Origin of the sequence: Pseudonocardia zijingensis, assembly GCF_042657305.1 — a bacterium.
GTDB classification, from domain to species: Bacteria; Actinomycetota; Actinomycetes; order Mycobacteriales; family Pseudonocardiaceae; genus Pseudonocardia; species Pseudonocardia zijingensis.
This window is the reverse complement of the sequence record NZ_JBHSKO010000005.1, coordinates 394,619-416,752: the sequence shown is the minus strand read 5'-3', so window position 1 is coordinate 416,752 and position 22,134 is coordinate 394,619. Positions and strand designations below refer to the sequence as shown.

At 73.9% G+C, this 22,134-nt stretch carries 20 protein-coding genes; 6 read left to right on the top strand and 14 right to left on the bottom strand.

What is annotated here, in order from left to right; genetic code table 11:
- Nucleotides 1–3: 3 nt before the first annotated feature.
- The 9 genes from ACFPL3_RS14135 to ACFPL3_RS14095 form a co-directional block, all read right to left on the bottom strand.
- Complete coding sequence (locus ACFPL3_RS14135) at nt 4–1,032, bottom strand: ABC transporter ATP-binding protein (protein ID WP_343945291.1); 1,029 nt, start codon at nt 1,030–1,032, stop codon at nt 4–6.
- Entirely contained in the window at nt 1,029–2,171 is a 1,143-nt protein-coding gene (locus tag ACFPL3_RS14130) for an ABC transporter ATP-binding protein (protein ID WP_343945290.1), read from the bottom strand. Before ACFPL3_RS14130 ends, ACFPL3_RS14135 begins: the two co-directional genes overlap by 4 nt.
- Entirely contained in the window at nt 2,168–3,091 is a 924-nt protein-coding gene (locus tag ACFPL3_RS14125) for an ABC transporter permease (RefSeq protein WP_343945289.1), read from the bottom strand. Before ACFPL3_RS14125 ends, ACFPL3_RS14130 begins: the two co-directional genes overlap by 4 nt.
- Nucleotides 3,084–4,064 carry an ABC transporter permease gene (locus tag ACFPL3_RS14120; protein WP_343945288.1) on the bottom strand — a complete coding sequence of 327 codons (981 nt, stop codon included), beginning with the start codon at nt 4,062–4,064 and terminating at the stop codon, nt 3,084–3,086. The genes ACFPL3_RS14125 and ACFPL3_RS14120 overlap by 8 nt, the downstream gene beginning before the upstream one ends.
- Nucleotides 4,065–4,168: 104 nt before the next feature.
- Nucleotides 4,169–5,923, bottom strand: coding sequence for an ABC transporter family substrate-binding protein (locus ACFPL3_RS14115; protein ID WP_343945287.1), 1,755 nt, complete (start codon nt 5,921–5,923; stop codon nt 4,169–4,171).
- Nucleotides 5,924–6,142: 219 nt separating this feature from the next.
- Nucleotides 6,143–7,963 carry an ABC transporter family substrate-binding protein gene (locus tag ACFPL3_RS14110; protein WP_379589069.1) on the bottom strand — a complete coding sequence of 607 codons (1,821 nt, stop codon included), beginning with the start codon at nt 7,961–7,963 and terminating at the stop codon, nt 6,143–6,145.
- Nucleotides 7,964–7,997: 34 nt separating this feature from the next.
- On the bottom strand, nt 7,998–9,920 hold the full coding sequence (gene typA, locus ACFPL3_RS14105; protein WP_343945285.1) for a translational GTPase TypA: 1,923 nt from the start codon (nt 9,918–9,920) through the stop codon (nt 7,998–8,000).
- Between the two features lie 53 nt (nt 9,921–9,973).
- Complete coding sequence (locus ACFPL3_RS14100) at nt 9,974–10,795, bottom strand: hypothetical protein (protein ID WP_379589067.1); 822 nt, start codon at nt 10,793–10,795, stop codon at nt 9,974–9,976.
- A gap of 42 nt (nt 10,796–10,837) precedes the next feature.
- The gene (locus ACFPL3_RS14095; RefSeq protein WP_343946419.1) at nt 10,838–11,692 is read right to left on the bottom strand and encodes an NUDIX domain-containing protein; all 855 of its coding nucleotides are present in this window, start codon (nt 11,690–11,692) and stop codon (nt 10,838–10,840) included.
- A 121-nt stretch (nt 11,693–11,813) separates the two neighbouring features.
- Here ACFPL3_RS14095 and ACFPL3_RS14090 point away from each other — a divergent pair, with 121 nt between their 5' ends.
- On the top strand, nt 11,814–13,331 hold the full coding sequence (locus ACFPL3_RS14090) for a hypothetical protein (RefSeq protein ID WP_379589065.1): 1,518 nt from the start codon (nt 11,814–11,816) through the stop codon (nt 13,329–13,331).
- 132 nt (nt 13,332–13,463) lie between these two features.
- Here ACFPL3_RS14090 and ACFPL3_RS14085 read toward each other — a convergent pair whose 3' ends face one another.
- Together ACFPL3_RS14085 and ACFPL3_RS14080 are read right to left on the bottom strand one after the other, a co-directional pair.
- The gene (locus ACFPL3_RS14085) at nt 13,464–14,825 is read right to left on the bottom strand and encodes a sensor histidine kinase (protein WP_343947215.1); all 1,362 of its coding nucleotides are present in this window, start codon (nt 14,823–14,825) and stop codon (nt 13,464–13,466) included.
- On the bottom strand, nt 14,822–15,496 hold the full coding sequence (locus tag ACFPL3_RS14080; RefSeq protein ID WP_343947218.1) for a response regulator transcription factor: 675 nt from the start codon (nt 15,494–15,496) through the stop codon (nt 14,822–14,824). The genes ACFPL3_RS14085 and ACFPL3_RS14080 overlap by 4 nt, the downstream gene beginning before the upstream one ends.
- A gap of 116 nt (nt 15,497–15,612) precedes the next feature.
- Here ACFPL3_RS14080 and ACFPL3_RS14075 point away from each other — a divergent pair, with 116 nt between their 5' ends.
- From ACFPL3_RS14075 to ACFPL3_RS14065, 3 genes are read left to right on the top strand one after another with little or no spacing between them, the layout of a single operon-like run.
- Nucleotides 15,613–16,623, top strand: coding sequence for a LolA family protein (locus tag ACFPL3_RS14075; protein ID WP_343947214.1), 1,011 nt, complete (start codon nt 15,613–15,615; stop codon nt 16,621–16,623).
- Nucleotides 16,624–16,628: 5 nt separating this feature from the next.
- Entirely contained in the window at nt 16,629–17,609 is a 981-nt protein-coding gene (locus ACFPL3_RS14070) for an ABC transporter ATP-binding protein (protein WP_343947217.1), read from the top strand.
- On the top strand, nt 17,606–18,463 hold the full coding sequence (locus tag ACFPL3_RS14065; RefSeq protein WP_343947213.1) for an ABC transporter permease: 858 nt from the start codon (nt 17,606–17,608) through the stop codon (nt 18,461–18,463). Before ACFPL3_RS14070 ends, ACFPL3_RS14065 begins: the two co-directional genes overlap by 4 nt.
- 12 nt (nt 18,464–18,475) lie before the next feature.
- On the opposite strand, the gene ACFPL3_RS14060 is transcribed toward ACFPL3_RS14065, so the two are convergent.
- Nucleotides 18,476–19,354 carry an alpha/beta fold hydrolase gene (locus ACFPL3_RS14060; RefSeq protein WP_343947212.1) on the bottom strand — a complete coding sequence of 293 codons (879 nt, stop codon included), beginning with the start codon at nt 19,352–19,354 and terminating at the stop codon, nt 18,476–18,478.
- Between the two features lie 29 nt (nt 19,355–19,383).
- Between ACFPL3_RS14060 and ACFPL3_RS14055 the strand changes: the two genes are divergently transcribed.
- Entirely contained in the window at nt 19,384–19,680 is a 297-nt protein-coding gene (locus tag ACFPL3_RS14055; RefSeq protein WP_343947211.1) for a 4a-hydroxytetrahydrobiopterin dehydratase, read from the top strand.
- Nucleotides 19,681–19,684: 4 nt separating this feature from the next.
- Here the strand turns inward: ACFPL3_RS14055 and ACFPL3_RS14050 are convergent, their stop codons facing one another.
- The gene (locus ACFPL3_RS14050; RefSeq protein ID WP_343947210.1) at nt 19,685–20,845 is read right to left on the bottom strand and encodes an MFS transporter; all 1,161 of its coding nucleotides are present in this window, start codon (nt 20,843–20,845) and stop codon (nt 19,685–19,687) included.
- An 88-nt stretch (nt 20,846–20,933) separates the two neighbouring features.
- On the opposite strand from ACFPL3_RS14050, the gene ACFPL3_RS14045 reads away from it, so the two are divergent.
- A complete protein-coding gene (locus ACFPL3_RS14045; protein ID WP_343947209.1) occupies nt 20,934–21,260 on the top strand; it encodes an ArsR/SmtB family transcription factor in 327 nt (108 codons plus the stop codon).
- A 62-nt stretch (nt 21,261–21,322) separates the two neighbouring features.
- Here ACFPL3_RS14045 and ACFPL3_RS14040 read toward each other — a convergent pair whose 3' ends face one another.
- Complete coding sequence (locus ACFPL3_RS14040) at nt 21,323–22,111, bottom strand: carbon-nitrogen hydrolase family protein (RefSeq protein WP_343947208.1); 789 nt, start codon at nt 22,109–22,111, stop codon at nt 21,323–21,325.
- Nucleotides 22,112–22,134 lie beyond the last annotated feature (23 nt).

Below are 22,134 nucleotides of genomic sequence, written 5' to 3'. Positions count from 1 at the left end.
CCGTCAGAGCAGGGCCTTGCGCTCCGCGTAGTGGCATGCCACCGGGTGGCCCTGACCCCGGTCGACCAGCTCCGGGGGCTGCTCGACGCATGCCGTGCGCTCGGCCTCGGTGAGCTGGTTGGCGAACTTGGGGCACCGCGTGCGGAAGCGGCAGCCGCTGGGCGGGTCGGCCGGACTGGGCACGTCACCGACCACGGTGATGCGCTCGCGCACGCGTTCCTTGCGCGGGTCCGGCAGCGGGATCGCCGAGATCAGCGCCTGGGTGTACGGGTGGGCGGGCCCCTCGAACAGCTGCTCCGACGTGCCCGTCTCGACGATCGTGCCCAGGTACATCACGGCGATGCGGTCGGCGATGTGGCGCACCACGGACAGGTCGTGCGAGACGAACAGGTAGGACAGCCCCAGCTCGGACTGCAGCTCGTCGAGCAGGTTCAGCACGCCCGCCTGGATGGAGACGTCGAGCGCCGACACCGGCTCGTCCAGCACCAGCACCTTGGGGCGCAGCGCGAGCGCCCGCGCCACGCCGATGCGCTGGCGCTGGCCGCCGGAGAACTCGTGCGGGAACCGGTTGCCGTGCTCGGGCTTGAGCCCGACGGTGCGCAGCAGGTCGCGCACGACGGCGCGGCCCTCGTCCCCGAAGAGGCCGTGGATGCGCAGCGGCTCGGCGATGATCTCGTTGACCGGCATCCGCGGGTCGAGCGACGCGTACGGGTCCTGGAACACGATCTGCAGGTCGCGGCGCAGCGAGCGCATCTCCGAGCGGGAGAGCGAGGTGAGCTCCCGGCCCTGGTAGTAGACCTCGCCCGAGGTGGCGGGCTGGAGGTTCAGCAGCACGCGGGCGGTGGTGCTCTTGCCGCACCCCGACTCACCGACGAGGCCGAGGGTCTCGCGCTCGGCGAGCTCGAACGAGACGCCGCAGACCGCGTGCACCTCGCCGACCTGGCGGCGCAGGAGCCCGCGGGAACGCACCGGGAAGTGCTTGACGAGGTTGCGCACGCTCAGCACGGGCGGCGCGGTGGCGGGAGCGGTCATGAGGGGTCGTCCTGCGAGTCGCGGTCGGAGGTCTCGCGCACGAACTCGGCGAGCGCTGCGGTGTCGGTGGCCCGGGTGCCGAACAGCTCGGTGGGCCCGACGCCGACGAGCTCGTCGGAGAAGTGGCACGCGGCCGTGTGGTCGGAGCCGGTGGTGGGCCGCAGCGCGGGTTCCTCCTCGTCGCAGACCTCGCGCGCCAGCGGGCAGCGCGGGGTGAACGGGCACCCGGGCGGCATGTTGACCAGCGACGGCGGGGCGCCGGGGATCGGCGTGAGCCGCTCGGAGGGGCGGTCGAGGCGGGGCAGGCTGCCCAGCAGGCCGAGCGAGTACGGCATGCGCGGGGTGTAGAACACGTCCTCGGCGGTGCCGCTCTCCACGAGCTTGCCCGCGTACATCACGAGCACCCGGTCGGCCCGCCCGGCGATCACGCCGAGGTCGTGGGTGATCAGCACCATGGCGGCGCCGGTCTCCTCGCGGGCGGTGTCGAGCGCGTCGAGGATCTGCGCCTGCACGGTGACGTCGAGCGCCGTGGTGGGCTCGTCGGCGATGATCACGTCGGGGTCGTTGGCCATCGCGATCGCGATGACGACGCGCTGCCGCATGCCGCCCGACAGCTCGTGCGGGTAGCTGTTCAGCCGGGCCTGCGCGTTGGGGATGCGCACGATCTCCAGCAGCTCGACGGCCCGCTTCAGCGCGGCGTCCTTGCTGACGTCGTGGTGGGCGCGCACCGCCTCCGCGATCTGGTACCCGACGGTGTAGACGGGGTTCAGCGACGTCATCGGGTCCTGGAAGATCATCGCGATGCGCCGCCCGCGGACCTTCGCGAGCTCCGCGTCCGGGGCGCCCACCAGCTCCTTGCCGCCGAACCGCACCGAGCCTGCCACCCGGGCCGTGCCCGGGAGCAGCCCCATCACGGCCATCGAGGTGACCGACTTCCCGGAGCCGGACTCGCCGACGATGCCGAGCACCTCGCCGCGGCGCAGCTGGTAGCTCACGCCGCGCACGGCCTGCACCAGGCCGTCGTCGGTGGGGAAGCCGACCGTGAGGCCGTCCACCTCGAGCACCACGTCCTGGGACGCGCGGGCCGCCTCGCCCGCGGTCTGGGTCACCGCGAGCAGGTCCTCCTCGGGCGGGGTCATGAGCGCACCTTCGTCTGCTGCGGGTCGAGCGCGTCCCGCAGGCCGTCCCCGATGAAGTTGATGGTGAGGGCGATCAGGATGATGAACAGGCCCGGGAAGTAGAACAGCCACGGCCGGGTGGTGAGCGCGGTCTGCGCCTCGCTGACGAGGGTGCCGAGCGAGGTGTCCGGCGGACGGGAGCCGAAGCCGAGGTAGGACAGCGCCGTCTCGAGCAGGATCGCGAGCGCCACGAGCACCGTGGCGTTCACGATGATCGCCCCGAGCGCGTTGGGCACCAGGTGCCGGAAGATGATCCGCGCGTCGCTGGCGCCCAGCGCCCGGGCCGCCTCGATGTACTCCTTCTCCCGCAGCGACAGCACGACGCCGCGGGCCACCCGGGAGACGTACGCCCAGTACAGGCCGGCGATCACCAGCGAGATCAACCACCACGTGCCGCCGAAGTTGTGCGCGAGCATGGCCGCGACGGCCAGCAGCGGCAGCGTGAGGACGAGGTCGGAGACCCGCATCATGATCGTGTCGGTGAGCCCGCCGAAGTAGCCCGCGACCGCGCCCCAGACCGTGCCGACGAGCGTGGAGAACAGCGCCACGAGCACGGCGATCTGCAGCGAGATCTGGGTGCCCCGAAGGACCTGCGCGAACTGGTCCTTGCCCGCGGCGTCCGTGCCGAACGGATGGGCGAGCGAGGGGGCGTCGGACTTGTCGGGCGTGAACTCACCGACGTCGTACACCCAGAGCGCCCCGCCGACGTAGGCCAGCAGGACCAGCAGCGCGAGCACGACGAGGCTGCCGACGGCCAGCCGGTGCTGCAGGAACCGGCGCAGCACGAGCTGGAACTGGGTGCGCTCGGCGACGGTGAACTCGCGATCCGCCGCCCCGGTGCGGGGTTCGGCCGCAGGGGCCGTCGTGGGCGTCTCAGGCATAACGGATCCTGGGGTCGAGGACGGCGTAGAGCAGGTCGGCGAGCAGGTTGAACACGATCACCACGGTGGCCGTGACCAGCAGCCAGGCCATCACGACGTACACGTCGTCGGTGCGGATCGCGTTGAGGAGCAGGTCGCCCATCCCCCGCCATTGGAACACGGTCTCGGTGACCACGGCGCCGCTGATGATCGACGCGAGGTCGAGCGCGGTGACCGTGGTGAGCGGGATCAGCGCGTTGCGCAGCGCGTGCTTGATCATGACCCGCCGCCGCGACAGGCCCTTGGCCCTGGCCAGCCGCACGTAGTCGCTGTTCATCACCTCGAGCATCGACGCGCGCTGGTAGCGGCTCCACGCCGCGTACGAGATCAGGGCGAGCGAGATGGTGGGCAGGACCATGTGCCCCGCGATGTCGGCGAGCTGCGCCCCGAAGCCCTCAGGTGGTGGCACCGAGGAGTCGCCGATCGTGTAGATGACCTGCTCGTCGACGGCGTTGTTGAATTCGATCCCCAGCTGCTTGAGCAGGATCGCGAGCCAGAACGCCGGCATCGCGAGGAACAGGAACCCGAGGAACGTGGCGACGTAGTCGGTCTTGGAGTACTGCTTCACCGCGCTGATCACGCCGATGACGACGGCCAGCACGAGCGCCAGGATCATCGCCACCGCGATCAGGCGCATCGTGACCATGAACCGGGCGGCCACCTCGGCGCCGATGTCGAGGTTCGACTGGACCGACGGGCCGAAGTCACCGCTGAGGAGTCCGGTGAGCCACATCCAGTACCGCTCGAGCAGCGGGTGGTCCAGGCGCAGCCGCTCCGCCTCGAGGGCGATCGATGCCGGCGGCGGGGGCGGGTTCCGGTTCAGCAGCGGCGAGAGCGGGTTGCCCGACAGCGACGCGAGCATGAAGACGATGAACGTTGAGATCAGCAGGATCGGGAGCGACACCGCGATCCGCCGCACTGCGAAGGCGAGCATTGGGGATCTTCCGGGTGGTGGGTACGGCGGGTCGACGGGAGGCTACGCCGCTGCCCGGGCGGCCGCTGCAGCTGTGCGGCGGCCGCCCGGGCAGTGGGGAGTGATCAGCCTGCCGCCCGCAGACCCCACTCCTCGACGTTGTAGGTGGGTCCGTCGAGCGAGGAGTTGTTCCGGATGTTCGCGACGTCGTTGCGCGTCGCGATGATCGTCGGCTTCTGGTAGAGCGGCAGCACGTAGGAGTCCTCGGCGAGGATCCGGCCGGCCTCGTTGAGCTTGTCGCGGGCCGGGCCGAGGTCGGTGGACGTGGCGGCCTCGTGCATCAGCCGGTCGACCTCGGGGTTGCTGTACTTGCCGTAGTTGCTCTCCGACTCGCTGTTCCACGTCTGCTCGGCGTTGCTGAACGACGCGGGCGTCTGCACCCAGGCGAAGACGATCAGGTCGTAGTCACCGCTGCTGGTGGTGCCGCCGAGGTCGTCGGTGGGCACGATGTCCATGGTGATGCCGAGCGGGCGCACCTGCGCCTGGATCAGCTCCACGGTGGTCTGCCGGATCGCGTTGCCGACGGTGTAGCGGATGCGCAGCGGCGGCACCGCGCGGCCGTCCGGCCGGGTGAGCTGCTGCCCCTCGGCGATGTTCGTGTAGCCGGCCTCGGTGAGGATCTGGCGGGCGCGCTCGACGTCACCGCTGCCCTGCTCCGCGGGCAGGTAGTCCTCGTAGCCCTCGATGCCCGGCACGAACATGTGGCTCTTGAGGGGCGTGACCTCCTCGTTGAACTGGCCGACGGTGGAGTCGATGATCGCCTGCACGTCGGTGGCCGCGAAGATCGCGTCACGCAGCGGCTCGTCGGCGAGGAACTCGTTCTGCAGGTTCAGGTCGAGGTGCTCCCAGGTGAGCCCGAGGTCCTGGTACTGGGACACACCGGGGATCTCCTGCACCTGCTGCACGAGGTCGACCTGCGGCTGCGGGTAGACCACCTGCACCTCGTCGTTCTGCAGGGCGATCGGCTCCTGCGACGCCTCGGTGATCACCCGGATGACCAGCTGCTGGAGCGAGGGCTTGGTCTCGCCGTACCACTTCGGGTTGGGCATCAGGGTGAGCGCGACGTTGTCCTGCCAGTTCTCCACCTGGAAGGGACCGCCGCTGTAGGTCGGCACCGTGGCGCCGAACCAGTTCCACGCCGCCGCGAGCCCCTCGGGCGTGTTCAGGTCGCCCTGCTGCGCGGCGATGTGCGCCGGGTAGATGGGGGTGCCCGACGCGAAGAGGTTCTGCCAGTCGGCGTACGGCGTGCCGAACACCAGGGTGACGGTCTTGCCGTCGTCCGAGCCGGTGATCGACTCGATCTGGTTGTAGCCCGCGCTCTGGGCCGCCGCGCAGTCCGGGCAGTCCTTGCCGTTCATCGTCTTCCACTGGAAGACGAAGTCCTCGGCCGTCATCGGGGTGCCGTCACTCCACACCGCGTCCGGCCGGATCTTGTAGACGATGGTCTGCGGGCTGGTGCTGGTCTGCTCGGCCGAGACGAGGAAGTTCTCGTTGAGCACCATCTTGAGGTCAGGCGTGGTGGTGAAGGTCCACGGCAGGAACGTCTTGATCGCCATCGCGGGCTCGAAGACGTTGCCCTCGGAGGAGTTGATGTTCCAGTTCGCGATGTTCTTCTCGATCGCGAACGTGAGCGTGCCACCCTGCTGCAGCTGTGCGGCGGGCACGGCGTTGCAGGTGTTCGGGTTGGCGGAGCAGTCCTCGTAGATGCCGCCCTCCGAGGCGTCACCACCACCGCCCCCGCCCCCGCCGCCGCACGCGGCGAGCACGAGCGCCGCCGCGGTCGTGATGGCGGCGAGCGATGCTGCCCTCGATCTCCTCATCCGACTTCCTGCCCTTTCTCTGCTGGACCAGCCCGGTCGGGCCTCCCCGTCACCGGCTCGGCGAAGCCCGGCCCATGTGGCGAACCGGCGCACCGACCCAGGGCACGGTAGGAAGCGCTTTCGCGCACGTCAGCCGCCGCCGCGCGATCGTGACCAAAGGGTGACCGGAGCCCTACGGAGCGACAACATCTCATTACCTCTCGGTAACTTACCCTCGACTCACCCGGCCGGGGCCCGCCACCGTTGGGCACCGGTGATCGGTCCGGTGGTCAGCGGCCCCGGCCCGATCCCCGTCACGGCGTCGGCGGCGGGCGTGCTCACCACGAGGTCCACGGGCTGGAACAGCGGGAGGAACGGCAGCTGCGCCCACAGCACCTGCTCGACGGCGCCCGCCGTCTCCGGACGGGGTGCGGCCGACAGGAGCTCGTCCAGCGCGGGACGCAGCGCCGGGTAGCAGAAGCCGGTGGGCGGGCGCGGCGGGTCCGGCACCAGCTCGGTGGGGGCCGGGCAGCCGTAGTCGGAGGCGAGCTCGGTGCCCGGATCGCCGCCCACCGTGCGGGGCAGCACCATGAGGTCGACCTGCACCCCACCCGGAGCCGGTGGCAGACCGGGGGTGGCGGGGGCCGTGGTGGGGGGCGTCGGGGCGGCCGCCTCCGGGGCGGGCTCGGCCGAGGTGGTGGGCGGGCCGCCCGGCTGGGAGGTCGGCGTGGGGGTGGCGCTCGGGCTCGGCGGCACGGCGGGCACCGCGGCCTGCCCGAACAGCTCGACGGCCGTGGGCGCCACCATCGTGACGTCCACGCCGGCCGCGTCCAGCTGCTCCGCGACGGCGCGGGCCACGTCGACGTCCTCTGGCCGCTCGTTCGCCGCCCCGATCACCAGCGAGACCGGGCCACCCGCCACCGCCCAGCGGCCGGTGGTGAGGTCACGGCTCCACCCCGCGCTCGCCAGCAGCTGGGCCGCGCGCGCCGCGTCGGGGTGCAGCGGCGAGTCGTCCGCCGCCGTGGGCGCGTACCCCGGCTGCGACGGCGCGAGGCCGAACGCGTCGGCCGTGAGGGCCTCCGGGGCCACCGACGCGCGGATCGCCTCCCGGTCGAGCAGCATGGCGATCCCGCGGCGGATCCGGGCGTCGGCCAGCGGGCCCCCGTCGGCGCGCATGCCCAGCTGCGTGACCACCGACTCCGCCACCGACTGCAGCTTGGGCGCCGGCTGCAGCCCGCCCAGCGCTGTGCGGATCTCCGGCTCGGCCCGGGGCATGGCCACGTCGACGTCGCCCGCGGCGAGCGCGGGAGCCAGCTCGTCGGGCCCCAGCCTGCGGAACTGCAGCTCGTCGAGCACGGCCGGGGTGTCCCAGTAGAGGTCGTTGCGGGTGAGCAGCACCTCGCCGCGGGCACGGTCGACCGTGGTGACCCGGAACGGGCCGCCGGAAGCCGGGATGCCGTCGGTGAGCGCACCCGTCCACGAGCCCGGGGCGTCCTTCAGGATGTGCGCGGGCAGCAGGTTGGAGAACAGGTGCTGCCAGGCCGGGTACTGCTGGGAGAACACGACGTCCACGGCCTTGCCCCCCGCGCGGGACCGCACCTCCGTGATGAGCTGGTAGCCGGCGGCGTCGGTGACGCCCGGTTGGCTGCGCATCTGCTCCCAGAGGTAGACGAAGTCCTCGGCCGCGATCGGCGCGTTCGACGACCACGAGGCCTCGAGGTTGAGCTCGTAGCTCACGGTGAACGGCTCGGTGGCGGTGACCTCGGCGCTCGTCGCGATCGTCGGGTCGATGTGCATCGCACCCTCGGCGTCGGGGCGGAACACCGAGGGCAGCACGAGCGTGGCGAGCGCCGAGGTCACCGGCGACTGGTGGGCGAGCAGGTGCGGGTTGAACCCGGCACCCATGTCGTCCACGCCCACCACCAGCCGCGTCGGCTCGGGCTGCGGGGTGGGGATCGGTGCGGGTGGCGGCGGTGCCACCGGCTCGTTCGAGCAGGCCGCCAGCGCCACGACGAGCGCCAGGACCAAGGCAGCACAGCCCGACACCCGCACCTTCCTCATGCCTCCACCGTATGGAGGTGCGGAAGCCCCGAGATCAGCGGGGGTTGCGCGCCCTGGCGCGCTGCCGGGCCCTTGCGTGCGAGTCCAGCTCCACCTTGCGGATCCGCACCGATTCCGGCGTGACCTCGACACATTCGTCCGTGGCGCAGAACTCCAGGGCCTGCTCCAGGTTCAGCACCGTGGGCGGGGTCAGCTTCACCAGCTCGTCGCCCGTGGACGAACGCATGTTGGTGAGCTTCTTCTCGCGCGTGATGTTGACCTCGAGGTCCTCGGCGCGGGTGTACTCGCCGATCACCATGCCCCCGTACACCTGGGTGCCGGGCCCGACGAACAGCACACCGCGGTCGGAGAGCTGGTCCACCGCGTACGCCGTGACCGGGCCGGAGCGGTCGGACACCAGCGAGCCGCGCAGCCGGGTGCGCAGCTCGCCCACCCACGGCCCGTAGCCGTCGAAGACGTGGCTCGCGATGCCCGCACCGCGGGTGATCGTGAGGAACTCGGTGCGGAAGCCGATCAGGCCGCGCGCGGGCACCCGGTAGTCCATCCGCACCCGGCTCTCGCCGTGCACCATCTGGCCCAGCTCGCCCTTGCGCCCCGCCACCAGCTGCGTGACGGCCCCGAGGTGCTCGGTGGGCACGTCGACCGACAGCTGCTCGAACGGCTCGTGCACCTTGCCGTCGATCGTGCGCGTGACGACCTCCGGCTTGCCGACAGTGAGCTCGAAGCCCTCCCGGCGCATGGTCTCGACCAGCACCGCGAGGGCCAGCTCACCGCGGCCCTGCACCTCCCACGCGTCCGGGCGCTCGGTGGGCAGCACGCGCAACGACACGTTGCCCACGAGCTCGGCGTCGAGGCGGCCCTTCACCTGGCGGGCCGTCAGCTTGGTGCCCGGGTGCTCGTCGCGGCCGACCAGCGGCGAGGTGTTGATCCCGACCGTGACGGCGATCGCAGGCTCGTCGACGTGGATGCGCGGCAGCGGCACGGGGTTGTCGGGGTCGGCGAGGGTGTCGCCGATCATGACGTCGGCGATGCCCGCGACGGCCACCAGGTCACCGGCGCTCGCCGAATCCGCGGGCACCCGGTCCAGCGCCTCGGTGCGGAGCAACTCGGTGATCTTCACGCGGGTGACCGTGCCGTCGGCCTTGCACCAGCCGACCTGCTGGCCGCGCCGGATCACCCCGGCCCGCACCCGGCACAGCGCGATGCGGCCGAGGAAGCTCGTGGCGTCCAGGTTGGTGACGTGCGCCTGCAGCGGCGCGTCCGGGTCGTCCGCGGGCGGCGGCACCGTCTCGGCGATCACGTCGAACAGGGCCTCGAGGCCCGGGTCTGCAGGCAGGTCGCCGTCGGCGGGACGGGTGCGGGAAGCGCGCCCGGCGCGGCCGCTCGCGTACACGACGGGGAGGTCCAGCAGCTGGCCCGTGGTGTCCTCGTCGAGCTCCAGCTCGTCGGCCAGCTCCAGCAGCAGCTCGAGGCTCTCGTCGACCACCTCGGCGCAACGCGCGTCGGGCCGGTCGGTCTTGTTGACCACGAGGACGACCGGCAGGCCGGCGGCGAGGGTCTTGCGCAGCACGAAGCGGGTCTGCGGGAGCGGGCCCTCGCTCGCGTCGACGAGCAGCACGACACCGTCGACCATCGACAGACCGCGCTCGACCTCGCCGCCGAAGTCGGCGTGCCCCGGCGTGTCGACGACGTTCAGCGTCATGCCGTGCCAGTCGATCGCCGTGTGCTTGGCGAGGATCGTGATGCCCTTCTCGCGCTCGAGGTCGCCCGAGTCCATGACCCGGTCGACCACGGCGGCGCGCTCCCCGAACGCGCCGGAGGCGCGGAGCATGGCGTCGACGAGGGTGGTCTTGCCGTGGTCGACGTGGGCGACGATGGCGACGTTGCGCAGCCCGGCCGCTCCGCGGGCCGCGCCGGACCGCTGGGCGGGTGCCGCGAGGGTGGATGCTGTGCTCACACTTCACGGTAGCCCGCCCGGGCACGCGCCCTGCGCCCGGCGTGAGGACAGCCTCACCTCCGCACCCCGGTTGAGGGCCCGATCCGGGCCTCCGGGTGGTGGACATCACGTCCCACGGCCGCCGCGATCGTCCCGAGCACGGCTGCGGGCCGCTCGGCGATCCCGGTGCGGTCGACCCGCACCACGTGCCACCCGGGGTGCGCGCGCGACGCTGCGGGCACCCAGCCGGTGACCTCCACGGCCACCCGGGCGGCCGGGAACACCACGGTGGTGGGCCGGCCCGGCAGGAGCCGCCACCCCGCGGCCGGCAGCGACCGCACCAGTGCCCGGTCGGCGGCCCCGGCCAGCACGGCGCTCCCGGCGGCCGTCGGGTGGCGCCGGTGGGCCGCGAGCAGCGCGGGCCAGCCGACCGGGCCCGCGAGCGCGTGGTCCAGCAGCCGCCCGCCCGCGCCCGTGCCGAGCTCGACGGCCGCCTCCAGCGCCGCGAGCGCGGGCGTGGTGACGTCGAGGTGGCGGTGCACGGTGCGGTCGGCCGCCGCGAGCACCCGGCACCGCACCACCACGCCCGGCCGCGCGGGCCGGCGCGCGGGCGCCGTCACGGCGAGGGTGCGCGGGGCGGCGGGCAGCATCCCGTGCCACCAGGCCGCGGCCGCGCCCGACAGCACCGCACCCCCACCCGCCCACAGGGCCGCGGCCCGGGCCCGCGCCTCGTCGCCCGGCTCGTAGCCGCGCACCAGGTAGACGCGCGGGTGCAGCGGCCGCCACCGGCGGGTGCGCACCATCCGGTCGACCGCCGCCGCGGCGCACCCCGCCCGCAGCGCCTGCCCGCGGGAGATCACGCCCGCCTGGCGGCGGAGGAGGGGGTCGAGAACCATGCCGGCACGGACGACACCGGCCGCCGCGCGGTTCCCCCGCGTTCACGGGTGCGAACGAACCGCCCCGCGCAGCAGGGTGAGCAGGTCAGCGGCCACGGCGCGGTCGGCGGCCACCCAGTCGACGTCGGGCACGTCGTCGGCCGTCACCCAGCGCAGCGCGGCGTGCTCCAGCGGCTGCGGCTCGGGGCTGCCCGGTGCCGGCTCGGCGGTGTACACGCGCAGCACCACGTCGGGGAGCGGGAGGTCGGTGCCCAGCCGCCCGGTCACGCGGACGTCCACGCCCAGCTCCTCGCGCATCTCGCGCACCACGGCCGCGGGCTCGGTCTCCCCCTCCTCCACCCGGCCACCCGGCAGCTCCCAGCGACCCGCGAGCGCCGGCGGCCGGGTGCGCTGCGCGGCGAGCACGGCGCCGTCGCGCACCAGGGCCGTGGCCACCACCACCGGCCGGTCCACCAGCTGCGCCGCCTGCTCCACCAGCACCTCCGAGCGCGCGGCCAGCAGCCGCAGCACGAGCCCGCGACCCCGCACCACGTCCCCGGCCCGCCCGAGCACACCCAGCAGGGAGGTCCACGCGACCTCGTCGAGCACCAGCGTGCCCGCGCCGGTCGGCGTCAGCGTGGTGCGGTGCTCCAACGCCCGCAGCGGCCCCGCCACGAGCACCGACTCGATGCCCGACGGCGACACCGCGGTGATCCGGGTGCGCAGCGGCACCCGCACACCGGGGGCGACCCGCACCCCGAACCGGACCGTCTCACCGAGGCACAGCAGCGGGCCGCTCCCCGCGAACCGGTGGCCGCAGCGGCGCATCGCCTCCGCGGAGACCGTGCCATCGCGCAGGAGACCCGCGACGGTGCGCTGGGGGGCGTCGATCAGCACGGTCGACCGCAGTACGGGCACTCACCGATCGTGGCAGCGCCGCCCACCAGGTGCCGCTCCGAGGTACGACAACGCCCACGACCAGGTGAAATAGCCGTGGTGCCACCACCAGAGCACCCCACTCGCTCGTACCGTGATCGACATGGCTCCAGCCGAGCAGCCGCCGATCACCACCCCCGCGTTCGCCGTCGTGCGCCGCGGTTACGACCCGGATCAGGTCGCGTACCACCTCAACCGGGTGGACGCCGAGACCACGATCCTGGCCGCCGACCGCGCCGCCGCCGTCGAGCAGGCCTCCCAGCTCGGCCAGCAGCTCGCGGCGTGCCGCAAGGAGCTGGCGAGCGCACACGCCGAGATCGAACGGCTGCGCGGGGAGCTGCGGGTGCTGTCCGGCCCACCGGACACGGTCGACAGCATGAACGAGCGGCTGCAGGTGATGCTCCGCCTCGCCAAGGAGGAGTTCACCGGGCTGCGGGCCGACGCGTCCGCCCAGGCCGCGTCGCACGCCGCGGACATCATCGCCGCCGTCGGCGCAGAGGGCGACCTCGGCGGCTTCGGCTTCAGCGAGGACGAGCTGCGCGGCCCCCGCGACCTCGACGAGATCGAACGAATGCGCCGCGATGCCGCCGCCGAGCGCACCCGGCTCGACGACGAGGCCGCCGCCCGCCGCGCCGCGGAGGACGAGGAGTTCCGCCAGGTCCTCGCGCTGCGGTGCCGCGAGGCGATGGCCCAGCTCGCGAAGATGCAGACCGAGGCGATGCGCACCGCCCGCCGGGTGATGGACGACGCCGAGGAGCAGTCCCGCACCGTCGTCGCGGACGCGAAGGACGCCGTCCGCCAGACCGTCGAGGACGCTCAGCGCGAGGTCGACGACCTGCAGGCGCTGCGCCTGCGCCTCGCCGCCCAGCTCGACACCAGCCGCCAGCTGCTCGACAGCGCCATCCCCGAGGGGCGGTCTGCGGCCGGCGGCGGCGAGGCGAGCTCCACCAACGGGTCCACCCCCGCCGCGACGCCCCCGGCCGCCGGCCCCGCGGCAGCGGCCGCGGGTGCGGGGGCGGGCGCGGCGGCAGCGACGCCGACCGAGCAGGCCCCGGCCCAGCAGTCGTCGACCCAGCAACCGACCACGCCGGCCAAGCACGCCCCGGCGGCGCAGTCGTCGCCCCAGCAGCCGGCGCAGCAAGCGGTCGCGCAGCAGGCCGAGTCCCAGCAGACGGCGCCCGAGCAGGCGGCCGCGCCCAAGACGGCATCCCAGGAGACCGGGCCCCACACGGTGCCCCAGACGGCGAGCCGACCGGCGAACCCGACGGCACCCGAGCAGCCGAGCACTCCCGCCCCGGAGAGCACCCCCGCCGCCGCGGCACCGGACGCCCGGCCCGAGCCCGCAGCACCGGCACAGCCGGCCTCCCCGCCGCTGCCCGCGCTCGCCGTGCCGCCGGGATGGCCGGTCCAGCCCGGTGCGCCGACGGGATCGGGCGACGTGTTCGAGCAGACGGCGTCGGGCCTGGCCGGGCTCGGCCTCGTCCCCGCCGACGAGGCCCCCCGCGCGCAGCCGATGCGGATCCCGCCCCGCGACCCCGAGGCCTCCGACGTGCCGGGCCCGTCCCGCGTGCCGGTGGAGGAGCAGGAACAGGAGATCGCGCCCCCGCGGCGCTACCCCTGACCCCCCGAGGCTGTCGGGAACGCAGCACTCACCCCGCGAAACGCGAGACTCGCGCATCCGGGGGCGAGTCCCGCGTTTCGGGCGGCGAGTCTCCCGGTTTAAGGGCTGAGAGTCGCGTGTGGAGGGGTGAGCTCAGCTCGTCCGGCTGCTCGACGCGGGCCATCGCACCTCGATGCGGCCGCCGCCGGTGGGCGTGGCCCCCGCCGACACGACGCCGCCACGCCCGTGCACGAGCGCGGCCACCAGCGCCAGCCCCAGCCCGGCGCCGCCGCCCGCGCCCGCCTCGGGGCACAGCCGCACGAACCGGTCGAAGATCCGCTCCCGGTCGCCGGGCGGGATCCCGGGGCCGTCGTCCTCGACCAGCAGCCGCACCACCCGGCCCGCGGGCAGCACGCTGATGCGCACGAACGACCGGGCGTAGCGGCGCGCGTTGGAGATGAGGTTGTCCAGCACCAGCGCCACCTCGGACGGGCTCGCCCCGACCTCGGCGGGGGTGGGCGCCACGAGCTGCAGCACCGGGTCCTCGAGCCGGGTGCAGCCGTGGCCGCCGCTCGCGCGGTCGATGGCCGCCTTGGCGGCGGCGACGAGGTCCACCGGCTGGGCGGGCGGGCGTTGCCCGGCGTCGGCGCGGGCGAGGGCGAGCAGATCGGACAGCAGCGTGGTGAGCCGCGTCGCCTCGTCGACGACGGCGCGCAGCGTCTCCTCCGTGAGCTCCGGGTCCGGGTGGGCGACGGCCACCTCCGCCTGGGCGCGGATCGCGGCCACCGGGGAGCGCAGCTCGTGGGCGGCGTCGCCCGTGAAGCGTTCGAGGCGGGCCACGGCCTCGTCGCGGCGGGCCAGGAGGGCATTGAACTCCTCGGCGAGGGCCCGCAGCTCGTCGCGGGCCACGGGCACCGGCAGCCGCTCCCCCGGTGGCAGCGCGGAGGCGGCCACGCGCATGCGGTCGACCGGGCGGAGGGCGGCGCGGGTGGCCGCCCACCCCGCGAGCGCCACCACGGCGGCGACCACGAGCGCACCGACGACGAACCCGACGGCGGCGTTGGCCAGCAGGATGGCCCCGCCGACGAGGTCGGAGGTGACGACGACGAGCCGCGGCGCACCGTCCGGCAGCACGGCGGGCACGGCGAGCCAGCGGCGCAGCTCCCGGAAGTCGCCGACGACGAAGGCGTCGCCCGAGGCGAGGGCGCGCAACTGGTCGGGTCGCAGCGGCAGGTCGGGGCCGCCGTCGACGGGCACCCCCGACATGTCGACGACCCGCAGCTCGAACCGGCGGACCTGCTCGGGCGGGGTGCCTGCGGCCAGCTGCTCGGCGACGGTGCGGGCGTCGGTGCGCAGCTCGGCGTCGGCGGCACCGAGCATGGTCTCGTAGAGGAGGCTGACGCCGAGCCTGCTCAGCGCGAGCAGCCCGATCAGCGCGACGCACCCCACCACGAGCGTGATGCGCAATCGCAGCGGGCGGGCCGACCACCACTGTCGGAACCCTGCACGGATCACGGCGACTCGACGATGTACCCGTAGCCGCGGACGGTCTTGAGCACGTGCCCCGCTCCCACGGCGTCGAGCTTGCGCCGGACGTACCCGACGTAGACCTCGACGACGTTGCGGCTGGCGGCCTGCTCGTCGCCCCAGACGAGGCGCAGGAGCTCGTCCTTGGACACCGCGGTGTCGGGCCGGCTGGCGAGGGCGTGCAGCAGGGCGAACTCGCGGGGCGAGAGCTCCACGACGTCGCCGTGCCAGCTGACGGAGCGGGCCACCGGGTCGACGACGAGGGGCCCGAGCCGCACCCGCTGGCCGGTGCGGCCCAGTGCGGCGTCGCGCCGACGCAGCATGGCCCGCAGCTGCGCGACCAGCACCACGAACGCGAAGGGTTTGACGAGGTAGCCGTCGGCGCCGAGGTCGAGGCCGTCGGCCTGGTCGAACTCGCCGTCCTTGGCGGAGAGCAGCAGCACCGGGGTGTCGACGCCGGCGGTGCGCAGCTGCTCGAGCACGCGGTAGCCGGACAGCCCTGGCAGGATGATGTCGAGCACGACGGCGTCGAAGCTGCCGGTGAGGGCGGCCTGCAGCCCGGAGTGTCCGTCGCCGACCGCGACGACCTCCATGCCCTCCGCCGTCAGGCCACGCGCGACCGCCGTGCGGATGCCCGGCTCGTCGTCCACCACAAGCACGCGCGCCACGTCCGTTTGCCTCCGCTTCGCTCCGGTGGGCTCGCGGCGGACGCTACCCGCACCGGCATCTGCACACCTCAGAACACTCTCAGCGCGCGTCCGTCACGCTATGCCCCATGGCCACCGCGCGCAGCAACAGGATCGGACGCTCGGCTGCCGCCGGCGTGGCGGTGGCGGGCGTCGTGGGCTTGAGCCTGCTGGCGGCTCCCGCGGGGGCGGGAGCGCAGCCGGCACTGCCCCCGGTGGACCCGGAGGAGCTGGTCCGGTCGGTGCTCGCCGCCGATCACCAGCCGCTCGCGGGCGCCGTGGAGATGGAGAACGGGCTCGGACTGCCCGCCATGCCGGGCATGCCGCAGACCGGCGACGGCACGAGCACGGCCCGCATCTGGACCGATGGCGACCGCCGCGGCCGCGTGCAGCTCCCGACCGGTTCGGGTGAACGCACACTGGTGTCCGACGGCGAGACGTTCTGGTCGTGGAACTCGGAGGACCGCACGGTGCGGCGGGTGCCCGAGGACGGCCACGAGCGCGACACGGCCAACGCCGACCCGGGGGCGGCCGCCGCGGAGGCGCTGGCGGCCCTGCGGCCCACGAGCGAGATCAGTGTCGAAGGCACCTCCGAGGTCGCGGGCCGGGCCGCATACGATCTGGTCCTCGCGCCCGCGTCGTCGGAGCGCACGCTTCTGCGGGAGGTACGGGTCGCGGTGGACGCCGAGCACCGGATGCCGCTGCGGCTCACCGTCCTGGGCACGGGATCGTCCGATCCGGCCGTGGAGATCGGGTTCACCGAGCTCGAGTTCGGCCCGCAGGACCCGGAACTGTTCCGCTTCACCCCGCCGCCGGGCGCCCGGATCGAGGACGCGCAACCGCCGGAGGGGCACCCGTCGAAGGACGACGCCACCGCGGTCGGCGAGGGCTGGGACACGGTCTACGTCATGGCTGCACCCGGTCCCGAACGCCGCGAGGGTGCGCCCGACCTGTCCCAACTGGGCAGGCCGATCTCCGGGCCGTGGGGCAGCGGACGGTTGATCACCAGTGCGGTGGCGGGCGTGATCGTCACCGACGACGGGCGGATCGCGGCCGGGGCGGTGCCGGAACAGGTCCTCAGCGAGGCACTGGCCCGGTGACCACGATGCCATCGGTCGACGCGGCGCCCGCTCCGGCGGGCGCCGCTCCCGTAGAAGGGGTCGCGGCCCGCTCGCTGGGCCTGCGGAAGGTGTTCGGCCGCACGGTCGCGGTGGACGGCATCGACCTGGAGGTCCCGGCGGGTGCCGTGCTCGGGATGCTCGGGCCCAACGGCTCGGGCAAGACCACGCTGATCCGGATGCTGCTGGGGCTCACGCGGCCCACGGCGGGCTCGGCGGAGCTGCTGGGCCGGCCGGTGCCCGAGGGCATCGACCGCGCGCTCCCGCACGTCGGCGCGCTCGTGGAGGGGCCCGGTTTCCACCCCTTCCTGTCCGGGCGGGAGAACCTCCGCAGGGCCGCCGCGATGGAGCCCCTGCTGCCGCGCGGCGAGCTCACGAACGCCGTGGACGTCGCGCTGAAGCGGGTGGGGCTCGCCGACGCCGCCGACCGCCGGTTCCGCGGCTACTCGCTCGGGATGAAGCAACGCCTCGGATTGGCCGCCGTGCTGCTGCTGCCGCGCAGGCTGGTGGTGCTCGACGAGCCGACCAACGGGCTCGACCCGGCGGGCACCCGCGACGTCCGGCGGATCATCGCCGAGCTGCACGCCGCGGGCACCACCGTCATCGTCTCCTCGCACCTCCTCGCCGAGGTCGAGGCCACCTGCACGCACGTCGCCGTGCTGCAGGCGGGCTCGCTCGTCGCGGCCGGTGAGCTGCGCGCGCTGCTCGCTGCTGGCACCACCGGTCTGGTGATCACCACCCCGGACATCGACCTGGCGCTGCGCACGCTGCGCGGCGCGGGCGCCACGGCGTACCGGGCCGAGCGCACCAGCTCCGAGGAGCAGGCCGTGGTGGTGGCCGACGACGGACCGGCCGCGCCCGAGCTGATCGCCCTGCTCGTCCGGGCCGGGGTGGCGGTGCACGAGGCGCGCCGCAGCCGCACCAACCTGGAGGAGCTGTTCGCCCGCCTCACCGAGGACCCGTCGTGACCGCCGCCGTGATCTCCCGCCCCGAATCCGACGCCGCCCCCCGCACCGTCCCGCTGATCCGCCTGCTCGGCGCGGAGGTGCGGTGGGTGCTGCGGCGCCCGCGCACACTCGTGATGCTCGGCGTGTTCGCGCTCGTCCCGGTGCTGATCTCGATCGGCGTGGCGGTGGCCGACGCCGGGCCCGGGCCCGGCCTCATCGGGGCCGTGGCGGGCAACGGGTTCATGCTGCCGATCGTCGCGATCACGGTGTCGCTGTCGTTGCTGCTGCCGCTGGCCGTCGCCATGGCGGCCGCCGACGCGATCGCGGGCGAGGCCGCCCACGGCACCCTGCGCGGGCTGCTGCTCGCCCCCGTCGGCCGGTTGCGGCTGGTGGGGATGAAGGCGTTCGGCGTGCTCGTGGTCGCCGTCCTCGCCGTGCTCGCCCTCGCGGTGATGGGCGTGCTCGCCGGCGTCGTCGTCGTGGGCCGGGCGGAGGGGCAGCTCGTCACGCTGTCGGGCACCGCGCTCGGCCCGGGGGACGCGTTCGCGCGGGTCTCGCTGGTCGTGGCGTGGACGATCGTTCAGCTCGCCGCGGTCGGTGCGGTGGCCCTCGCGGTCTCCGCGCTCACCGAGCACCCGTCGGTGGTGGTCACGTCCGTGCTCGGCGGGCTGATCCTCTTCGGGGTGCTGACGGCGATCCCGGCCCTGGAGTGGCTGCAGCCCTACCTGCTCACCAGCGGCTGGACGGCCGCGGTGGACGCCCTGCGCGACCCGATGCCGCTCGGGGAGATGGTGCAGAGCACGGTGCGGGCGCTGTGCTACCTGGCCCTGGGGGCCGGTCTCACCGTGTACCGGATGCTGCGCCGCGACTTCTGACGGGCTCGCCCGTCAGGCCAGGCGCTCCCGGATCGCGGTCGCGAACGCGTCCGGCGCCTCCAGCGGCCCGAAGTGCCCCACGCCGTCGAGCGGGCGCAGCTCGACGGCGGAGAAGAACTGCTCGAGCCGGTCGGACCAGGTCCGGGGGAAGAGCGGGTCGTGTTCGGGCCACAGCACGGTGGTGGGCACGGCGAGCCGGTCGGCAGGCGCGGGCGGCTGCTCCGCGAGCGAACGTGCGACCGCGCCGGACCCGGCCCGGTACCAGTTGATCGACGCGACGAAGGCACCCGGGCGCCCGTAGGCGGCGGCGAGCCGGTCGAGCTCGGCCGGTTCGGGCTCGTAGTCGGGCCCGGACCAGTGCGACCAGAAGTGCGCGAGGTAGGTGCGCACCACGCCCGGGGACCCGTCGAGCAGCTGTTCGGCGAGGTCCAGCGCGTGGAAGGGCTGGTACCAGAACTCGCGCTGCGCGTCCGGCGTCAGCACCCGATCCCCCACGCCGGGCAGCGGCGGGGCGACGACGAGTGCCCGCACGAGGTCGGGTCGCGCCCTGGCCGCGGCCTGGGCGATGCGGGAGCCGATGTCGTAGCCGGCGAGCACCACAGGCCCCAGCGCCAGCTCCTCGACCAGCGCCAGCACGCTGCGGGCCTGCGCGTCAGCCGCGAAGTCGGCGGGGTCGGCACCGGCCGGACCGGTGGAATCGCCGAACCCGCGCAGGTCCGGCACCACGATCCGGCACGTCCCGGTCAGCCGCGCCACCAGCTCACGGTGGTCGTGGCGGTCTCCTGGCCACCCGTGCAGCAGGACGACGGGGCCGCCGGTTCCTGGGCGGTCGTCTCCTGCGTGGTCTTCGTAGGCGAGGCGGAATCCTTCGACAGGGGAACTGATCGGCACGACTGCACCGTAAGGGGCAGGATGGGCCCATGCCCAGGTTGCTGGACGACCACGAGATCGCAGCCGCTCTCGGAGGCCTCGACGGCTGGGAACGCGACGGCGACGAGCTGGTGCGGGTGGCGGAGCTGCCCTCGTTCCCGGCCGCGATCGCGGTGGTGGACCGGGTCGCGGCGATCGCCGAGGAGCGCGACCACCACCCCGACATCGACATCCGCTGGCGCACCCTGGTGTTCCGCCTCTCCACCCACTCGAAGGGCGGGATCACGGAGCTGGACACCGCGCTCGCCGCGTCGATCTCGCAGGAGCTCGACGCGGCGGCGGAGTAGCCCCTCAGTCCGCGAGCGCGGGCGCGGTGCGGCGACCGCCCGACCGCAGCGCGAGCAGCAGGCCGAGCACCACGAGCCCGAGCACCGCACCCACCTCCGGCAGCGCGAGCACGCCGACGGCACCGATCACGGTGCCGCCGAGCACGCCCGCGAGCCCCATGCCGAAGTAGATCGCCGACGCGTTGAGCGAGAGCACCAACCCGCCCGACGGTGCCAGCTCCAGCAGGAGGCTCTGCACCGGTGGGTTGAACGACCAGGTGAACACACTCCACACGAACAGCGCCACCGCGGCGCCCACGGCAGTCGTGGCGGTGAACGGCAGGGTCGCGATCATGACGACGAAGCCGGCGAGCGTGGCGAAGAGCGTGGGGATGCTGCCGAAGCGGTCGGTGGACCGCCCGCCCGCGGCGTTGCCCACCAGTGCACCCAGCCCGTAGGCGAGCAGGAGCGAGCCGATGGTGGACCCGGTGAGGCCGGTGGTGGCGGTGAGCAGCGGCACGACGTAGATGTAGACCGACATCGTGGCGACCACGCCGAACACGGTGATCGCCAGCACCGTCAGCACGCGGCCGTCGGCCGCCACCGCGAACCGCTCGCGCAGCGGCACCGCGGGCGAGCCTGCGAGGTAGGGCAGCTGCAGGCGCACCGCGGCCGCCGCGAGGACGCTGACGAACGCCACGAGCGCGAACACCCAGCGGTAGCCGATGCCGCCGGCGAGCAGAGAGCTCAGCGGCACGCCGAGCGCCAGGGACAGCGTCAGGCCTCCGAACACGATCGCGACCGCCCGGCCCCGTTCCTCCGGCGGGCGCAGCACGGTGGCGAACAGCGTGGCCGCGGGCGTGTACGCGGCGGCGCCCAGCGCCGCGACGATGCGCCCGCCGAGGAGCAGCGGGTACGTGGTGGCGATCGCCGAGATCGCGTTGCCCGCTGCGGCCACCAGCAGCGCGGCGAGCAGCAGGCGCCGCCGCTCCCAGCGGGCGGTGACGGTGGCGATCAGCGGGGCGCTCACGGCGTAGGCGAGCGCGAAGGCGGTGGTCAGCTGGCCGGCGGCGGTGACGGAGACGTCCAGCTCGGCGCTGACGGCAGGCAGCACGCCGGAGACCACGTAAGCGCTCGTGCCGACGGCGAACGCCCCGGCGGCGAGCAGGTAGGAGCGTGCGGACATCGATGGGAACCTTCCCGATCGGGACGAGTACGACCGGAACCGTACTACGACGTTCGTCGAACTTCGACAGTCGTCGTACCATTCCGCCATGTCCCCGGTCACACAGCCGACCGAGCTCCCGCAGCCGGGCCGCGAGGAGATCCGCATCGAACAGGTGCTCGCCGCGCTCGGCGACCCGGTGCGCCTGCTGTACGTGCGCCAGCTCGCCGAGGCACCGCCCGAGGGGCTGGCGTGCGGATCGGTGCCGCTCCCGGTCACGAAGTCCACCCGCACCCACCACCTGCGGATCCTGCGCGAGGCGGGAGTGATCAGCATGCGCGCGGTGGGCACGCGCCGCATCGCCACCCTGCGCCGCGACGACCTGAACGCGCTCTACCCGGGGCTCCTGGACGGCGTCCTGGGCGCCCCCCACTGACCCACCCGTGAGTGGATACGAGTGCTGGAGCACTCGTATCCACTCACGACCCCGGTGGGGCCTCAGAAGCGGCGGTTGGCCAGCACCGGCACGACGGCGCGGGCCTCCTGCACCTCGTCGAGGTCGATGTCGGTGACCAGCAGGTCCGGCTCCGCGCCCAGCTGGGCCCGGACGTCACCCAGCGGCCCGACCACGGCGCTGGCGCCGATCCCGGTGGGCGCCTTGCCCGCCTCCCGCCCCACGGTGGTGGGGTCGGCCTGGTCGCACGCGGCCACGAAGGCGGTGCTGTCCAGCGCCCTGGCCCGCACGAGCAGGTCCCACTGCTCCCGCTTCCCCGGGCCGGCACCCCACGACGCGGGCACCGCGATCACGCCGGCGCCGCTCGCGGCGAGGCGCTGGAAGAGGCCGGGGAAGCGCAGGTCGTAGCACGTGGCGAGGCCGACGGTGACGCCCTCGACCTTGATGCTCACCGGCCGGGTGCCCGCCGCGACGGTACGGGACTCGGAGAAGCCGAAGGCGTCGAAGAGGTGGATCTTGTCGTAGCTCGCCTCGACCCCCTTGCCGGTGGCGAGCAGCGTGTTGTGGACGCGGCCGTGGGTGGCGGGGGTGAACATCCCCGCGACGACGGTGAGGCGCGCCGTGTCCGCGATGGCGTGCACGCGCTTCGCCCACGGGCCGTCGAGCGGCTCGGCGACCGGACCGAGGGGGTGCCCGAAGGCGCACATGGTGGCCTCGGGGAACACGACCAGCGAAGCCCCGGCGTCCGCGGCCCGCGTGGCCCCGTCCGCGACGAGGTCGAGGTTCTCCGCCGGGTCTGCGGTGGCGGCGATCTGGGCGAGGGCGATCCGCACGAAACCTCCAGTTAATGTATACC